The sequence below is a fragment of the Streptomyces sp. NBC_01268 genome, assembly GCF_036240795.1.
Classification (GTDB): domain Bacteria; phylum Actinomycetota; class Actinomycetes; order Streptomycetales; family Streptomycetaceae; genus Streptomyces.
The window spans coordinates 5,873,128-5,890,015 of sequence record NZ_CP108454.1 but is presented as its reverse complement, the minus strand read 5'-3'; the positions used below and the strand labels follow the sequence as shown (position 1 = coordinate 5,890,015).

11 protein-coding genes are annotated in these 16,888 nt (G+C 72.4%); 1 reads left to right on the top strand and 10 read right to left on the bottom strand.

Annotated elements, in window-relative coordinates; translation table 11 throughout:
* Positions 1-101 precede the first annotated feature (101 nt).
* The gene (locus OG309_RS26670; RefSeq protein ID WP_329428548.1) at positions 102-2,210 is read right to left on the bottom strand and encodes a phosphocholine-specific phospholipase C; all 2,109 of its coding nucleotides are present in this window, start codon (positions 2,208-2,210) and stop codon (positions 102-104) included.
* 248 nt (positions 2,211-2,458) lie between these two features.
* Between OG309_RS26670 and OG309_RS26665 the strand changes: the two genes are divergently transcribed.
* Positions 2,459-3,655, top strand: coding sequence for an acyltransferase family protein (locus tag OG309_RS26665; protein WP_329424464.1), 1,197 nt, complete (start codon positions 2,459-2,461; stop codon positions 3,653-3,655).
* Positions 3,656-3,679: 24 nt separating this feature from the next.
* On the opposite strand, the gene OG309_RS26660 is transcribed toward OG309_RS26665, so the two are convergent.
* From OG309_RS26660 to OG309_RS26620, 9 genes are all read right to left on the bottom strand, one after another.
* A complete protein-coding gene (locus OG309_RS26660; RefSeq protein ID WP_329424463.1) occupies positions 3,680-5,089 on the bottom strand; it encodes a ricin-type beta-trefoil lectin domain protein in 1,410 nt (469 codons plus the stop codon).
* Positions 5,090-5,245: 156 nt separating this feature from the next.
* A complete protein-coding gene (gene gatB / locus OG309_RS26655; RefSeq protein WP_329424461.1) occupies positions 5,246-6,757 on the bottom strand; it encodes an Asp-tRNA(Asn)/Glu-tRNA(Gln) amidotransferase subunit GatB in 1,512 nt (503 codons plus the stop codon).
* Between the two features lie 15 nt (positions 6,758-6,772).
* A complete protein-coding gene (locus OG309_RS26650; protein ID WP_329424459.1) occupies positions 6,773-7,018 on the bottom strand; it encodes a hypothetical protein in 246 nt (81 codons plus the stop codon).
* On the bottom strand, positions 7,015-8,514 hold the full coding sequence (gatA, locus tag OG309_RS26645; protein ID WP_329424458.1) for an Asp-tRNA(Asn)/Glu-tRNA(Gln) amidotransferase subunit GatA: 1,500 nt from the start codon (positions 8,512-8,514) through the stop codon (positions 7,015-7,017). Before gatA ends, OG309_RS26650 begins: the two co-directional genes overlap by 4 nt.
* A gap of 6 nt (positions 8,515-8,520) precedes the next feature.
* Positions 8,521-8,817, bottom strand: coding sequence for an Asp-tRNA(Asn)/Glu-tRNA(Gln) amidotransferase subunit GatC (gatC, locus tag OG309_RS26640; RefSeq protein ID WP_329424456.1), 297 nt, complete (start codon positions 8,815-8,817; stop codon positions 8,521-8,523).
* Between the two features lie 167 nt (positions 8,818-8,984).
* Positions 8,985-11,114: a putative bifunctional diguanylate cyclase/phosphodiesterase gene (locus OG309_RS26635; RefSeq protein WP_329424454.1), complete on the bottom strand. Its 2,130-nt coding sequence runs from the start codon at positions 11,112-11,114 to the stop codon at positions 8,985-8,987.
* Between the two features lie 273 nt (positions 11,115-11,387).
* Positions 11,388-13,565, bottom strand: coding sequence for an NAD-dependent DNA ligase LigA (ligA, locus tag OG309_RS26630; RefSeq protein ID WP_329424452.1), 2,178 nt, complete (start codon positions 13,563-13,565; stop codon positions 11,388-11,390).
* Between the two features lie 41 nt (positions 13,566-13,606).
* Entirely contained in the window at positions 13,607-14,629 is a 1,023-nt protein-coding gene (locus OG309_RS26625; protein ID WP_329424450.1) for a methionine synthase, read from the bottom strand.
* Positions 14,626-16,692 carry a tetratricopeptide repeat protein gene (locus OG309_RS26620; protein ID WP_329424448.1) on the bottom strand — a complete coding sequence of 689 codons (2,067 nt, stop codon included), beginning with the start codon at positions 16,690-16,692 and terminating at the stop codon, positions 14,626-14,628. The genes OG309_RS26625 and OG309_RS26620 overlap by 4 nt, the downstream gene beginning before the upstream one ends.
* Between the last annotated feature and the right edge of the window lie 196 nt (positions 16,693-16,888).

Below are 16,888 nucleotides of genomic sequence, written 5' to 3'. Positions count from 1 at the left end.
GTTTCGTGGCGATCCTCACAGCCTGCCCGGAAGGGGTCGGGACCGAGGTCCCGACCCCTCATGGACGGTCGGCCGTGCCCGGGGCGGTCTCCCGGCCCCCGCTACCCCGAGACGCTGGGGCGCCCGTTCTCTATGTGGCCCATGAGGCGCCGGCGGAAGCCGTCGGGTCCGGTCACCTCGACGTCGTACCAGCCCTGGGCGTCGGCGGCGGAGTGCACGACCGTACGGGTCCGGCCGGGCTTGACCGTGACGGTGCGGGTCCAGCGGCTGCCGCCGCGGAGGTCCTCGGGGTCCACGTACCCGAGCGGCCGGACGGTGAAGGAGACCGGGGCCGCGGAGTCGTTGCGGACGGTGAGGTGCAGGTCACGGTCGTGGTGGTCGACGCGGGAGGCGAGCTGGGCGCGCCCGGCGGCGGGGCCCTCGAACTCGCGGCGGAAGCCGTTGGGGCCGGTGATCGTGAAGCGGTACCGGTCCCCCGCGAGGGGGACCGCCCACTGCGCCGTGCCCCTGACGTCCCGGTGCTGCGGGACGGCGAACTCGCCCGCGTACGGGTAGAGCGCGAAGTGCGCGCCGGCCCTGCCGGTGTTCCGCAGTGCGACGGTGACGGTGCCCTCGCCCACCGTGGCCGAGGCGTCCGGCTGGTACGGCAGCGGGCGCGCCGGGCGCGTGCCGGGCTCCTGGACGGGCATGGACTGCACCGCCGGCGGCTGGGGGCGCCAGCGGCCGGTGAAGGGCGGGACGGGCCCGGGCTGCTCGACGGGCGGCTGCCTGCGGGTGCGCCGGAAGTCGAAGGCGGAGGTGAGGTCGCCGGTGACGCTCCGGCGCCAGGGGGTGATGTTGGGCTCCCGGACCCCGGTCAGCCGTTCCAGGAAGCGGATCACGGAGGTGTGGTCGAAGGTCTCGGAGCAGGCGAAGCCGCCGACCGACCACGGGGAGACGACCAGCAGCGGGACCCGGATGCCGAGGCCGGTGGGCTGGCCGTTCCATCGCTCGGCGTCGCCGGCGGGGTCGTCGGCGGCCGGGACGGGCGGGGGCACGTGGTCGAAGAAGCCGTCGTTCTCGTCGTAGTTGATCAGCACGACGGTGTGGCGCCAGACCTCGGGGTGGGCGCCGAGCGCGTCGAGGACCTTGTAGACGAGGGAGGCCGAGGCCACCGGCGAGGAGGAGCCGGGGTGCTCGGAGTCGACCGCGGAGGGCACGAGGTAGGAGACCTCGGGGAGCGTCCCGGCGGCGACGTCGGCGCGGAAGGCGTCGGCGAGGGTGCCGGACTCGACCCGGCGGAGACCGCGCTCGAAGAGGGAGCGCTCGGCGTCGGTGAGGGTCGCGACGCCCTCCTCCAGGAGTCCGAGCAGGCGGGTCCGCTCGGCGAGGTCGTCGGTGTCGCGGACGGCGGCGTAGAAGGACTCCATGAAGGTGTGGCCGCCGGTGCCGGCGAGCGCCTTGCGGGCGATCTTCTTGAAGCTGGTGAAGAACTCGATGTTGTTGTCGGTGAAGTTCTCCCACTCGGTGTACGTCTTCCAGCTGCGCCCGGCGGCTTCGAGCCGCTCGGCGTAGGTGGACCAGCCGTAGCCGGGGTGGGTGCCCTCCGCGTAGGCGGCGTTGGTGACGGCGCGGCTGCCGTCGGCCTCGTGGCCGGTCCAGCCGGACCAGAGGTGGTTGCGGTTGGGGCTGGTGGAGGTGTGGATCGAGGAGTGGTAGGCGTCGCAGATGGTGAAGGTGTCGGCGAGTTCGTAGTGCAGCGGGATGTCGCGCCGGTCGTAGTACGCCATGGTGGCCGCGGTCTTGGCCGAAACCCAACCGTCCATCCACCCCCCGCGCCAGGCCTTCCCGCCGCCGCCCCAGGAGTGGTCGAGGTCGCCGATGTACTGGAGGTCCTTCTTCTGCGTCTCGGCGGCCCCGCGGACGGGGAACGGCAGCACGGTCTGTCCGGCCGCGGCGGGCTGCTCGAAGACGGGCTTGCCGGAGGGCAGTTCAATGGCATTGCGGTCGCCGAATCCGCGGACACCGCGCAGGGTGCCGAAGTAGTGGTCGAAGGACCGGTTCTCCTGCATCAGGATCACGACGTGCCGCACCGCCGACAGCCCCCCGGGCGCCGGCTCGGCGGCCATCGCGGCCTGCAGCGAAGGCGGCAGCAGCGATCCCGCGGCGGCGACGCCGAGAGCACCGCCACCCAGCGCGAGAAGCCTCCTGCGGGACAGCTCCCGGTTCATCTCCGTGGACAAGACCGACCTCCCAGTCGAGGACCTGACGACCAATGGTTCCTCTTCGATCCATTGGGTTGGTACGCCGAGGACGGTAATGAGACCGGATGACGGAGAGAAGGCCCGGCGAGGGCAGGACGGTGAACGTCCAACGGAACACCGCATGAGTCCAAGCGATTTTCAGCCACTTGCGGCACTCGGACAACCATCCGCCGGGGCCACGGGTCGTACGGGGGCAACCGATCGGTGAGGAACACATGAACGCCACACGTACGAGTGAACGACCCGTGGTCCCGGACGAACAGACCCCGTCCCGCGGGTCCGCACGCCCTGCCGGGCCCCCCGTCGGAGCTCCGGCCGGGCCGCCCCGGCTGGCCGTGGTCGACGGACTGCGCCTGGTCGCCGCGCTCACGGTCGCGGCGTTCCACTTCCTCGGCACGCCGAGGACGGCCACCTGGGGCGAGTCGCCGAAGGTCTTCGCGTACCTCGTGCACCGGGCCGCGATGTACGGCTGGCTCGGCGTCGAGATGTTCTTCCTCATCAGCGGATTCGTCATCTGCATGAGCGCCTGGGGCCGCACCCCGGGCGAGTTCGCCGTCTCGCGGATCTCCCGGCTGTTCCCGGCGTACTGGTTCGTGCTGCTGCTGATCTGCGTACGGGTCGCGCTGATCCCCCTGCAGACCGAGGACCCGGGGACCATGCTCCACCCCCGGGCGCTCGTCGCGAACCTGACGATGTTCCCCGGACCGCTCAGGACCGACCTGCTCAACGGCGTCGCCTGGACCCTCGACGTCGAGGCCCGCTTCTACCTGCTCATGGTCCTCGTGCTGAAGTTCGGCGCCACGTACGAGCGGATGCTGGGCTTCTGCACCGTGTGGCTGGTCGCCGCCTTCGTCACCCACTCCCAGCGGATCACCCTGCTCGACCAGTTCGTCCTGAGCACCTACGCGGGCCTCTTCGTCGCCGGGATCGTGCTCTACCTGATGTGCCGCTTCGGGCAGAACCTGATGCTGTGGACCGTGATGGGCCTCGCCTGGGCCTACCAGCTCAGCGTGCTCCAGATCCGGGTGAACTGGCACCTCGCCACGTCCGGCACCGGGAACACGGTCTCCTGGACGCTGAGCGCCCTGCTCCTCACCGCGTTCCTCGGCGTGCTGATGCTGGCCACGCTCGGCCCGCTGCGGCACGTGCGCCACCGCTGGCTCGTCACCGCCGGCGCGCTCACCTACCCGTTCTACCTGCTGCACGTGAGCATCGGCATCCCGCTCGCCAAGGGCCTCACCCACCACGTCCCGACGCTCGGCCACTGGGGCAACCTGGCCGTCACCACCACCGCCGTGCTGCTGCTCTCCTACGGCATCCACCGCTGGGTCGAGCGTCCGATGGGCCGCCTCATGAGACGCGGGCTCCGCCGCGGGCTCAGGCCCGCGGAGAAGCCCGCGTTCGTTCACTGAGCGCCGGAGCGCCCGCGCGTCAGGTCAGGACCGCTGCCACTTCTGGTTCGAGCCGCTGTTGCCGTACCAGAGGGCGACCGAGCTGCCCGGGGCGGTGGCCTCGCCGGAGACGTCCAGGTTCATCCCGTTGAACTGGTTGGTCACCGTGCCGTCGGCGTTGAGGTTCCACTTCTGGTTGTCACCGCCGTTGCAGTACCAGATGATCAGTGCGCGCGTGCCGTGGTCCGCGTCCAGGCACATGTTCCCGTAGACGCGCAGCTCCTTCTCGGGGGTGTACGCCCACTGCTGGTTGGCCGAGCCGGCGGTGCACCACCAGACGATCAGCGAGCTGCCGGCCTCCTTCGAGGCGCCGGGCACGTCCAGGCAGTGGCCGGAACCGACACCGCGCAGCACGCCGTTCGCGACGGACGGACGGCCGGTGCCGAACCAGGCCCAGGCGAGCCGGTCGGCGGCGGACTGGTTGGTGGTGCGCAGCGTCAGGTCCGTACCGGTGCCCTGGAGCTCGGTGAGGCTGTACCAGTCGCCGTTGCGCAGCCCCGGCCAGTAGACCGAGCCCATGCCGAGCTCGCGCAGGGTGTCCGTGTCGCCCTGGAGGTAGGCGATCTCGTGGGAGCCGTTCGTCGGGCCGTTGTAGTCGAGGCCGCTGGCCAGGTTGGCGCCGAACTCGGTGAGGACCGTACGGGAGGCGCAGCCGCCGACCTTGGTGCGCAGGTCGGCCGCCCACTGGGCGCGGTCCTTCCAGTCGCCGTGCCAGAAGCCGTAGTGGTGCAGGGAGAGGTGGGTGCCGGCCAGGCGGGAGTCGGCGCACACCGGGCGCACGTCCTCGCTGTAGCCGGAGCCGCCGACGAAGACGCGCTCGCGCGCGATGTTCTGGCCGTGGTCGGTCAGCCAGCGCGCGGCCACGTCGGTCCACTGCGCGGCCGAGTAGCCGAACGGCTCGTTCATCGGCTCGAAGTAGACCTGGCGGGAGTCGCCGTACTTGGCGATGATCGTCGACCACATGGCGTCGTACGACGCCTGGTCGTCGATCCGCCCGTCCTTCGTCTCCGGGGCCTCCCAGTAGCCGAGCAGGACCTTGGCGCCCTTGTGCACGGCGGCGTCGATGGCTCCCGTGTACGACTGCCAGTACGAGCCGTTGACGGTGGCCGGGTTGACGGGCATCCGGACCGTGTTCACGCCGAACTTGCTCTGGAACTGGCCGACGATCGCGGCGGACTTGGCGTAGGTGGTCGGGAAGTCGTCGGTCTTCGACAGACCCGACAGGACCAGCTCGTCGCTCGCGTAGTTGTCCCGCGGGTCGGCCCAGTTGACTCCCTGGAACTGGCCGCTGTCGGTGGCCGCGGCGGCCTCCGCCGCGAGCGGACCGGCCTGGAGGCCTATCAGGGACAGACAACCCGTGGCCACGAGTGCCAGGGCTCTGCGAGAGGCGGACATGCGTTCCCCCGTACGGTTCGGATGTGAAGGCGGCAGGAAGATCACCTGCTGATCTGCGCGATCGTATCCACACGGCCTCCGCACACGACAGGGCGCCCCGCCCGGAAGCCGAAGCTCCGGTGCGGGGCGCCCACGTGCCCGTACGGGAAAGCCGGATCAGCCCTCGCTGACGCCCAGCTTCTCCAGGATCAGGTCCTTCACGCGCGCCGCGTCGGCCTGACCGCGCGTGGCCTTCATGACCGCGCCGACCAGTGCGCCGACCGCCGCGACCTTGCCGCCGCGGATCTTGTCGGCGATGGCCGCGTTGCCCGCGATGGCCTCGTCGACGGCCGTGCCGAGCGCGCCGTCGTCCGAGACGACCTTCAGGCCGCGCTTCTCGACGACCTCGTCCGGGGTGCCCTCGCCGGCGAGGACGCCCTCGATGACCTGGCGGGCCAGCTTGTCGTTCAGGTCGCCGGAGGCGACCAGGGCCGACACGCGGGCGACGTCCGCCGGGGTGATCGGGAGCTCGTCGAGCGCGACACCCTGCTCGTTGGCGTTGCGGGCCAGCTCGCCCATCCACCACTTCCGCGCCGACGCCGCGTCGGCGCCCGCCTCGGTCGTGGCGACGATCGGGTCGACCGCGCCCGCGTTGAGGATGGCCTGCATGTCCAGCTCGGACACGCCCCACTCCTCGCGCAGCCGGTTGCGGCGCACCCGCGGCAGCTCCGGCAGAGCCGCCCGGAGCTCCTCGACCCAGGCACGGGCCGGGGCGACCGGGACCAGGTCCGGCTCGGGGAAGTAGCGGTAGTCCTCGGCGTTGTCCTTGATCCGGCCGGAGGTGGTGCTGCCGTCGTCCTCGTGGAAGTGACGGGTCTCCTGCAGGATCGAGCCGCCGGACTGCAGGACGGCCGCGTGGCGCTGGACCTCGAAGCGCGCCGCCCGCTCCACGGAGCGCAGCGAGTTGACGTTCTTCGTCTCCGAACGCGTACCGAAGGTGCTCGAACCCTTCGGCATCAGCGACAGGTTGACGTCGCAGCGCATCTGGCCCTTGTCCATGCGCGCCTCGGAGACGCCCAGGGCACGGATCAGCTCGCGCAGCTCCGCGACGTACGCCTTGGCGACCTCGGGAGCACGCTCGCCCGCACCGACGATCGGCTTGGTGACGATCTCGATGAGCGGGATGCCGGCCCGGTTGTAGTCGAGCAGCGAGTGCGAGGCGCCGTGGATGCGGCCGGTCGCGCCACCGATGTGGGTGGACTTGCCGGTGTCCTCCTCCATGTGGGCGCGCTCGATCTCCACGCGGAAGATCTCGCCGTCCTCCAGCTGGACGTCCAGGTAGCCGTCGAAGGCGATGGGCTCGTCGTACTGGGAGGTCTGGAAGTTCTTCGGCATGTCCGGATAGAAGTAGTTCTTCCGGGCGAAGCGGCACCACTCGGCGATCTCGCAGTTCAGCGCGAGACCGATCTTGATGGCGGACTCGACGCCGATCGCGTTGACGACCGGCAGCGCGCCCGGCAGACCGAGGCAGGTCGGGCAGGTCTGCGTGTTGGCGTCCTGGCCGAGCTCGGTCGAGCATCCGCAGAACATCTTGGTCTTGGTGCCCAGCTCGACATGGACCTCAAGGCCCATGACGGGGTCGTACGTGGCGAGCGCCGCTTCGTACGACAGCAGTTCAGTGACAGTCACGGTGGAACTTCCCTCTCAGCCCAGCAGGACGTCGTCGTCGCCGAGGCGCTTCAGCTCGCGGTACAGGATCGCGAGGCCGGTGACGATGGCGGCGGCGGACACGACGGCGTCGACCAGCTTCAGCGTGTCGTGCTCGGCGCGCGCCTTCTTGACCTGCTTCGCCACGCTCAGGGCGCCGAAAGCGGTGGTGCCCATCGACAGGTACGTGCCGGTCCTGGACTTCTTGAAGCCCTTGGCCTTCTGCAGTGCACTGGTACTCACAGCGACGGAGCCTCCTCGAGCAGCGGGTGGCCCCACTTTTCCACGAAGGCGGCCTCGACGGCGGCACCGACCTTGTAGAGCCGGTCGTCCTTCAGGGCGGGGGCGATGATCTGCAGGCCGACCGGCAGGCCGTCCTCCGGCGCGAGGCCGCAGGGCAGCGACATGGCGGAGTTGCCCGCCAGGTTGGTCGGGATGGTGCACAGGTCCGCGAGGTACATCGCCATCGGGTCGTCGGCGCGCTCGCCGATCGCGAAGGCGGTGGTCGGGGTCGTCGGGGAGACGATCACGTCGACCTGCTCGAACGCCGCCTCGAACTCGCGGGTGATGAGCGTGCGGACCTTCTGGGCCGAGCCGAACCAGGCGTCGTAGTAGCCCGAGCTCAGCGCGTACGTACCGAGGATGATGCGGCGCTTCACCTCGGGGCCGAAACCGGCCTCGCGGGTGAGCGCGGTGACGTCCTCGGCGGACCGGGTGCCGTCGTCGCCGGTGCGCAGGCCGTAGCGCAGACCGTCGAAACGGGCCAGGTTGGAGGAGCACTCCGACGGAGCGATCAGGTAGTACGCGGAGAGCGCGAGGTCGAACGTGGGGCAGTCCAGCTCCACGATCTCGGCGCCCAGCGACTTCAGCAGTTCGACGGACTCGTCGAAGCGCTGCACGACACCGGCCTGGTAGCCCTCGCCGCGGAACTGCTTGACGACGCCGACGCGCATCCCGGCGACCGAGCCGTTGCGGGCCGCCTCGACGACCGGCGGGACCGGCGCGTCGATGGAGGTCGAGTCGAGCGGGTCGTGCCCGGCGATGGCCTCGTGCAGCAGGGCCGCGTCGAGGACCGTACGGGCACAGGGGCCGCCCTGGTCCAGGGAGGACGAGAAGGCCACCATGCCGTAGCGGGAGACCGCGCCGTAGGTCGGCTTGACGCCGACCGTGCCGGTGACGGCGGCGGGCTGGCGGATGGAGCCGCCGGTGTCCGTGCCGATGGCGAGCGGGGCCTCGTACGCGGCGAGCGCGGCCGAGGAGCCGCCGCCGGAGCCGCCGGGGATCCGGGTGAGGTCCCACGGGTTGCCGGTCGGGCCGTACGCGCTGTTCTCCGTCGAGGAGCCCATCGCGAACTCGTCCATGTTGGTCTTGCCCAGGATGACCACGTCGGCGGCCTTCAGCCGCTTGACGAGGGTCGCGTCGTAGGGCGGGATCCACCCTTCGAGCATCTTGGAGCCGACCGTGGTCGGGATGCCCTGGGTGGTGAAGATGTCCTTCAGCGCGAGCGGGACACCGGCGAGCGGGCCCAGCTTCTCGCCGCGGGCACGCTTCTCGTCCACGGCACGGGCCTGCGCCAGCGCACCCTCGCGGTCGACGTGCAGGAAGGCGTGGACCTTCTCGTCGACGGCCTCGATCCGGGCCAGGTGGGCCTCGGTGACCTGGACGGCGGTGAGCTCGCCGGAGGCGATCTTCGCCGCGATCTCGGCGGCGGTGAGCTTGATGATGATGTTGTCCGTCATGACTTCTTAGTCCTCCCCCAGGATCTGCGGCACCTTGAAACGCTGCTGCTCCTGGGCCGGGGCGCCGGAGAGCGCCTGCTCGGGGGTGAGCGACGGACGGACCTCGTCCGCGCGCATGACGTTGGTCAGCGGCAGCGGGTGGGAGGTCGGCGGTACGTCTTGGTCGGCGACCTCGGAGACGCGGGCGACCGCGCCGATGATGTCGTCGAGCTGACCGGCGAAGTGGTCGAGCTCTCCGTCGGCGAGTTCCAGACGCGCCAGCCGTGCGAGGTGGGCGACCTCCTCGCGCGTGATGCCAGGCATGCAGAGATCCTCAGGGGTGAGTCTTGTGGATGTACCGCAATCCTATGGGGCGCGGGCCGCCCTCACGAACATGGAGGGGCATCCCCGCCGAAGCGGGGAGCGGCGCCGCCCGGCGAAGGGGGCGGTTTCCCCGCTCGGATCACCCCCTCGCCACGGGGAAAGTGACGTCACTGCACCACGTGGCCCGACGGGTGGTCGGCCTCCACGGCGGCGGCCGCGGCCGCCGCCGCGATCTCCGAGGGGCGGCGCCAGCCGTGCTCGCCGCGGGCGCGGAGCCAGGCGGTGGCCTCGCCGGGCGGCATGGCGGCGGCGACCAGCCAGCCCTGGACCGCGTCGCAGCCCAGGTCGCGCAGCCGCTCCCAGGTCTCGTCGTCCTCGACGCCCTCGGCGACGACGAGCAGGCCCAGGGAGTGGGCGAGGTCGACGGTGCAGCGGACGATCTCGGCGTCCTCGTTGTCGACGGCGAGCCGGGCGACGAAGGAACGGTCGATCTTCAGCTCGCTCACCGGGAGGCGGCGCAGGTGTACGAGGGAGGAGTAGCCCGTACCGAAGTCGTCGAGCGACATCTTGACGCCGTGCCCGGTGAGCCCGGCCATGGTGTCGGCGGCCCGCTGCGGGTCCTCCAGGAGGACGTGCTCCGTTATCTCCAGCTGGAGCGCCCCGGCGGGTACGCCGTGCCGGGCGAGCCGGGCGGCGACGGCGCCCGCGAAACCGGGGGTGTGCACGTCGCGCGGGGAGACGTTGACGGCGACCGGCACGTTGAGGCCCTGGGCGCGCCAGCGGGCCACCTGGGCGAGGGCGGTCTCCAGGACGTACTCGGTGAGGTGGGGCATGAGGCCGGAGGACTCGGCGATGGCGATGAACTCGTCCGGCGGGACCTTGCCGCGCTCGGGGTGGACCCAGCGGACCAGGGCCTCCAGGCCGGCGACCTGGCCGTCGAAGCGGACCTTGGGCTGGTAGTGCAGTTCGACGTCGCCGGCGTCGAGGGCGCGGCGCAGGTCGCCGAGGAGGCCGAGGCGGTCGGGGGTGTTGGAGTCGCGCTTCGACTCGTACACCTCGACGCCGGTGCGGTCCCGCTTGGCCTGGTACATCGCCACGTCGGCACGGCGCAGGAGGCCCTCGGCGTCGAGGGCGTGCTCGGGGAAGACGGCGACGCCGGCGCTGGCCTCCAGGACGAGGGTGAGCCCGTCGAGGTCGAGCGGCGAGGAGAGTTCGGCGACGAGGTGGCGGGCGACGCGCTGGGCGCTGGTGGTGGAGTCGGCGGTGGGCAGCAGGACGGCGAACTCGTCGCCGCCGAGCCGGGCGGCCTCGGCGCCGCGGGGCAGGGCGAGGCGGAGCCGTTCGGCGATCTGGAGGAGCAGCCGGTCGCCGGCGAGGTGCCCGAGGGTGTCGTTGACCGAGCGGAAGCGGTCGAGGTCGATGAGGACGAGCGCGGAGCGGACGCCCTCGCCCTCGGCCTCCTCCAGGGCGGTCCAGGTGCGCTCCAGGAGCCACTGGCGGTTGGGCAGTCCGGTGAGCGGGTCGCGCAGCTGTTCCTCGGCGCGGGCGCGGGCGATCCACAGGGTGGAGTCGAGGGCGATCAGCGGGACGACGAAGAGCGGCAGCAGCGCGGGGTGGGCGACGGCGACCACGCAGATGAGGGGGGCGATGCCGAGCAGCGCGACGGCGACCAGGCCCTGGCGGACCAGGGCGGTGCGGGCCGCGGTGGGCAGGGTGCCGCCCTGGGGGGCGAGCGCGTACCACAGCAGCAGTCGGGTCACCACGAGGTAGGCGACGGCGGCGAGCACCACTTCCGGCACGTCGGCGATCCCCCAGTCGAGGGGCCGCCAGGGGTCGGCGACGGTCGGGACGTCGCCGAAGGTGGCGAGGACGAGGGCGGCGGCGCAGGCGCCGATCACGTCCACGGCGCCGTGCAGCAGGCCGTGCCGCCAGCGGTGCCGGCGGGCGGCGGCGACGAGCACGACGACGGAGAGGGAGACGAGACAGGCGGGCACCCAGCCGTAGAGCAGCAGGACGGCCAGGGTGAGGGCGGCGCCGGAGCCGGTGCCGCCCCACCAGCGGTCGCGGCCGAGCGCGACCAGATGGCCGACGATGAGCCCGGTGAGGACGGCGAGGGACCAGCCGGCGCCTCCGCCGGGGAAGAGGCCCTGGCCGGAGCTGAGCGTCCGGTACAGCCCGGCGGCGAGCACGACGGCGGCGATGCCCACCAGCGCTCCGGGCAGCCCGGAGGTGATGCCCACGAACGCCGCACGGCCCTGGGGCCGTGCGACCGGGGCGGCACTCTCGGTCGGTTTCATTCCCGTCCCTCTCACAACCGGCGGTGCCGTCGCAACGCGGGGGCCGTCGTCATGCCACTGGGCCGTCGTGCCGTCGCTCGTCGTACCGCGTGTCCTGCTCCCGCGTCCGGCAGGGCCCTCACACAGCCGTGCGCGACGGACGCACGGTCACCACACTAGGCCGCGGAGGGCTCCGACGGGCAGCGCTCTCCATCTCTTGCCCGAATGCGACCCGGCCACCCGTAACGATCTGGTATGCGCCGAACGGGTGAGCCTCCGCGGCCTGTCGGGGGACTACTCGACGACCGGGAGGGCCACCTCCCGAGCTGCCTCGGGACCCTGTTCGAGCAGGACGGCGAAGCCCTCCTCGTTCAGAACCGGAACCTTCAGCTGCATCGCCTTGTCGTACTTCGAGCCCGGGTTGTCCCCCACAACGACAAAGGCGGTCTTCTTCGAAACGGAACCAGTCACCTTCGCTCCACCGGCTTGGAGCGACTCTTTTGCGCCATCCCTGGTGAAGTTCTGCAGGGTGCCCGTCACGACCACCGTCAGCCCGTCGAGCGGACGCGGCCCGATCTCCTCGCCGGCGCCCTCGTCCTCCAGACTCACCCCGGCCGCACGCCACTTGCGCACGATCTCCTGGTGCCACTCCTCGGCGAACCACTGCTTCACCGCCGTCGCGATGATCCCGCCGACCCCGTCGACCGCGGCCAGCTCCTCCTCGGTCGCCTGCTCGATCCGCTCCAGCGAACGGAACTCGCGGGCCAGCGCCTCGGCCGCCACCGGGCCGACGTGACGGATCGACAGGCCGTTGATGAAGCGGGCCAGCGGGCGCGTCTTCGCCGCGGCGATGTTCTCCAGCATCGCCAGCGCGTTCTTCTTCGGCTCGCCCTTCTGGTTGGCGAAGACCGTGACGATCTTCTCCTCGCCCGTCTTCGGGTCCCGCTTGGGCAGCCCGCTGTCCGGGTCGAGGACGTACGCCTTGATCGGCAGCAGCTGCTCGATCGTCAGGTCGAACAGATCGCCCTCGTCGAGCAGCGGCGGCCGGGCCGGCTCCAGCGGACGGGTGAGGGCCGCCGCCGCGACCGCGCCGAAGTTCTCGATGTCCAGGCACTGGCGGCCGGCCAGGAAGAACAGCCGCTCCCGCAGCTGGGCGGGGCACGTCCGCGCGTTGGGGCAGCGCAGATCGATGTCCCCCTCCTTCATCGGCTTCAGCGCCGTGCCGCACTCCGGGCACTCGGCCGGCATCACGAACTCGCGCTCGCTGCCGTCCCGCAGGTCCGCCACCGGGCCCAGGATCTCGGGGATGACGTCGCCGGCCTTGCGCAGCACGACCGTGTCGCCGATCAGCACGCCCTTGGCCTTCACCACCTCCTGGTTGTGCAGGGTGGCGAACTCGACCTCGGAACCGGCCACCGTCACCGGCTCCACCTGCGCGTACGGCGTGACGCGCCCGGTGCGGCCGACGCCGACCTTGATGTCGACCAGCTTGGTGTTGACCTCCTCCGGCGCGTACTTCCAGGCGATCGCCCAGCGCGGGGCACGGGCCGTGGAACCGAGCCGGCCCTGGAGCGGGATCTCGTCCAGCTTGACGACGACCCCGTCGATCTCGTGCTCCACCGAGTGCCGGTTCTCACCGAAGTACGCGATGAACTCCCGTACGCCGCCCAGCGAGTCGACCACCCGGTTGTGCCGGGCGGTGGGCAGGCCCCACTCGCGCAGCAGCTCGTAGGCGTGCGACAGGTTGTCGATGTCGAAGCCGTCGCGGGCGCCGATGCCGTGCACCACCATGTGCAGCGGGCGGGTGGCCGTCACCTTCGGGTCCTTCTGGCGCAGCGAACCCGCCGCCGCGTTGCGCGGATTGGCGAAGGGCTTGTCGCCCGCCTCGACCAGCCGCGCGTTCAGCCCCTCGAAGGCCTCCATCGGGAAGTAGACCTCGCCGCGGATCTCCACGAGCGCCGGGACGCGGTCGCCGTGCAGCCGGTCCGGGACGTCCGCGATGGTCCGCACGTTCGGCGTGATGTCCTCGCCGGTGCGGCCGTCGCCGCGGGTCGCCGCGCGGGTCAGCCGGCCGTGCTCGTACGTCAGGTTCACGGCCAGGCCGTCGACCTTCAGCTCGCACAGGTAGTGGAAGTCGGAGGTGCCGACGTCCCGGCCGACGCGCTCGGCCCAGGCGGCCAGCTCCTCGTCGTCGAACGCGTTGTCCAGCGAGAGCATCCGCTCGCGGTGCTCCACGGAGGTGAACTCCGTCTCGTACGACCCGGCGACCTTCTGGGTCGGCGAGTCCGGCGTCCGCAGCTCCGGATACTGCTCCTCCAGGGCCTCCAGGGCCCGCAGGAGCCGGTCGAACTCCGCGTCGCTGACGACCGGCTGGTCCTTCACGTAGTACCGGAAGCGGTGCTCCTCGACCTGCTCCGCCAGCTCGGCGTGCTTCTCCCGCGCCTCGGCGGGGGCCCCCTGTTCGACTGCCACCGTTCCTCGTCCTCCCGATGCCTGAAACCCGGTCACCCCGGTCACTCTGGGTTGTCCGCGAGCGATCTCGCCGCCCTGGCGCAGTGGGCGAGCGCCTTACGGGCGTACTCCGGGGAGGCGCCCGCGAGACCACAGGTCGGGGTGACCACCACGGACTCCGTGAGAGTCCCCGGATTCAGCCCCAGCCTGCGCCACAACGTCCTGACACCCATGACGCTACCGCCCGGGTCCGACAATGCCCCCGAGGCCGGGTCCGTCGACGGCACCACACCGGCGAAGAGCACGGTCCCGCCCTCCACCGCCTCGCCGATCGGCTCCTCGTCACGCTCGGTGAGCAGCCCGAAGTCGAACGAGACGCCGGCCGCCCCGGCCCGCCGCAGCAGCCCGAACGGCACGCCGGGAGCGCAGGAGTGCACGACCACCGGACCGTCGTGCGCCTCCATCACCTCGCGCAGCGTGCCCTCCACGACCTGCCGGTCGACGGCCCGGTAGGTGCGGTAGCCGCTGGCGGTGCGGACCTGGCCGAGCAGCACCGACGTCAGGGACGGCTCGTCGAACTGGAGCACCAGCCGCGCGCCCGGGACGCGCCTGCGCACCTCGGCGAGGTGCCCGCGCAGCCCCTCCGCGAGCGAGCCCGCCAGGTCCCGTACGGCCCCCGGATCCCCGAGCATCGCCTCGCCGCCCCGCAGTTCAAGCGCCGCGGCGAGCGTCCACGGCCCCACCGCCTGCACCTTGAGCGGCCCCTCGTACCCCTGGGTGAACTCCTCCAGGGCGTCGAGGTCCTCCCGCAGCCAGGACCTGGCCCGCCGGGTGTCGCGCCCCGGCCGGTCGCTGATCCGCCAGCCGCTCGGCTCCACGTGCGCGTACAGCTCGACGAGCATCCCCGCCGTCCGCCCGATCATGTCCGCGCCGGGCCCCCGCGCGGGCAGCTCCGCCAGGAACGGGAAGTCCTCGAAGGACCCGGTGACGGTCTTGGCGGCCTCACGGGCGTCACCGCCGGGCATGGACCCGACTCCGGTGGCGGCGGCCCAGGGGAATGCGCTCTTGTCGCTCTTCTCGCTCACCCGGGAAGCGTACGTCGCGTACGCTCCAGGGCCTCGCGGGTGGCGACGGTGACGGGGTTGTCGAGGCCGAGGACGCGGGTACGGGCGTCCAGGACGGCGGCGAGTTCGGCGTGGGCGGTCGCGGGGTCGAGCATGGTGGCGAGGTTGAAGCGGGCGGCGAGGGTGTCCGGATGGTCGGGGCCGAAGCGCCGGCCCCGGGCCTCGACGACGGCTTCCGCCTCCTCGCGGGCGGTCTCCGCTTCGCCGAGCTCCCGCAGGATCCACGCCCGGTTCATCCGGGTCGTGAGCGTGTCCCGGTCGTCGGGACCGAGCAGCCGGGTCCCCGCGGCCAGCACGATGTCCATCTCCGCCAGGGCGTCCTCGGTCCGGTGGAGCTGCGCGAGGATCATGGCCAGGTTGGCGCGGGCCGCCAGGGCCTGCTGGTCGTCGTCCCCCAGGAGTCGGGACTCGCCCTCGATCAGGGCGGTGAACTCGGCCCGGGCGGCTTCGAGATCGCCGCACTGGTGCAGGGCCACGCCCCGCAGGTTCCGGGCCCGCACCACGAGCAGCTCGTCGGACCCGGCCGCCGCGGCCGACTCCTCGATGAGCCGGTCGAGCACGTGCAGGGCCTCGTCCTCGCGCCCGGAGGCCAGCAGGGCGTCCCCGTACTCGCAGCCCGCCGCGAGCACGGTGCGATGGCCCGCCGGCAGGTGGCGCGCCGCGCCCTCGTGGACGGCGAGACCCCGTTCGACGGCCTCCAGGACCAGGCCCCGCGCGCTCAGCGACCGCACCGCGCGGACGGCGCCCGTCCAGCCCGTCTCGTCCACGCCCGGCCCGAGGTCGTCCAGTAGGTGCGGGACGAGCAGCGGCCACAGCGGCACCAGCGCCTTGGGGTCCTCGACGCGCACCGCCAGCTCCGCCGACAGCCGCTCCCGCTCGCCCCGGTACGCGTCCCGCACCAGCGGGTGCAGCATCACCACCGGCTCGCCGTCCGCGCGCAGGGACACGAGGCCCAGCAGGTCCAGGGCCTGGAGGCAGCTCCACAGCTCGCCGGGCGGGATCGTGAGCCGCTCCGGCGCGAACACCCGCAGCGGTACGGGCGCGTCGGCGAACCCGGCCAGGACCCGCAGCAGCTCCTCGGCGTGGGCGTGGCCCCGGTCGCGCAGCAGCCGCAGGGACATGGCCCATATGCGGGCCAGGGTGCCGTCGCCGTCGACCGCTAGGTCGCCGGTGCCGAGGGCGGCGAGATAGGCCCCGTACGTGGCGGGTTCGCCGGGTGTACGGAGGAAGGCGGGGCGTTCGGTGACGGAGGCGAGATAGCGCCCCGCGCTGTCCAGGGCGAGAGGCAGGCCGCCCAGGCGCACGGCGAGCGGCTCGGCGTCCGCCATGGGACCGGCCTCCTCCCCCGCCCGGTCCGCGAGGACCCGGGCGCCCTCCTCCCCCGGCAGCGCGCCCAGCGGGTGCAGCGCGGGCCCCGCGCCCCAGGCGGCCAGGTCTCCGTCCCGGGTGGTGACGAGCACGAGCCCGCCCGCGCCCGCCGGGATCCGCACCCAGCCCGTACCGGCGGCCAGGGAGCCCGGTCCGTCGAGCAGGGCGAGCTCGTCCGCGTTGTCGACGACGAGCAGCCAAGGGCCCGGCAGGGCGCCGAGGCGCTCCCACAGCAGGTCGGCGGTCTGCCCCGCGGCGAGTTCGTCCTCCCGCAGGCCCACCCGGCGGGCGACCGCGCGCAACCCGCCCGCGAGCCGGCCCGAGTCCTGGGCGGCGACCCACCACACGGGCGCACCCCCGGCCGCGAAGCCACGCGCGGCCTCCAGGGCGAGGCTGGTCTTGCCGACGCCCCCGAGGCCGTACAGCACGTGCGTGCCGTGGGCCGTCCGGAGCCGGGCGAGCAGTTCGTCCCGTCCTCGGAGCGGGGTGCCCCGGCGTCCCCAGGGCGGGGCGACGGTGACCTCGTCGGCCGGGGGCGGGCCCTGCTGCACGACGAGGTGCTCGATGTGCCCGGCCTGGACGACGGTGCCGTGCGTCCCGCCGGTGACCGAGTTGTGCGCCACCGCACCGCCCCTTGTGGTCGGGTCGTGCGCCACGGCACCGCCCCTTGTGGCCGGGTCGTGCGCCACGGCACCGCCCCCTGTGGCCGGGTCGTGCGCCACGGCACCACCCCCTGTGGCCGGGTCGTGCGCCACCGCACCACCCCCTGTGGCCGGGTCGTGCGCCACCGCACCACCCCCTGTGGCCGGGTCGTGCGCCACCGCACCACCCCCTGTGGCCGGGTCGTGCGCC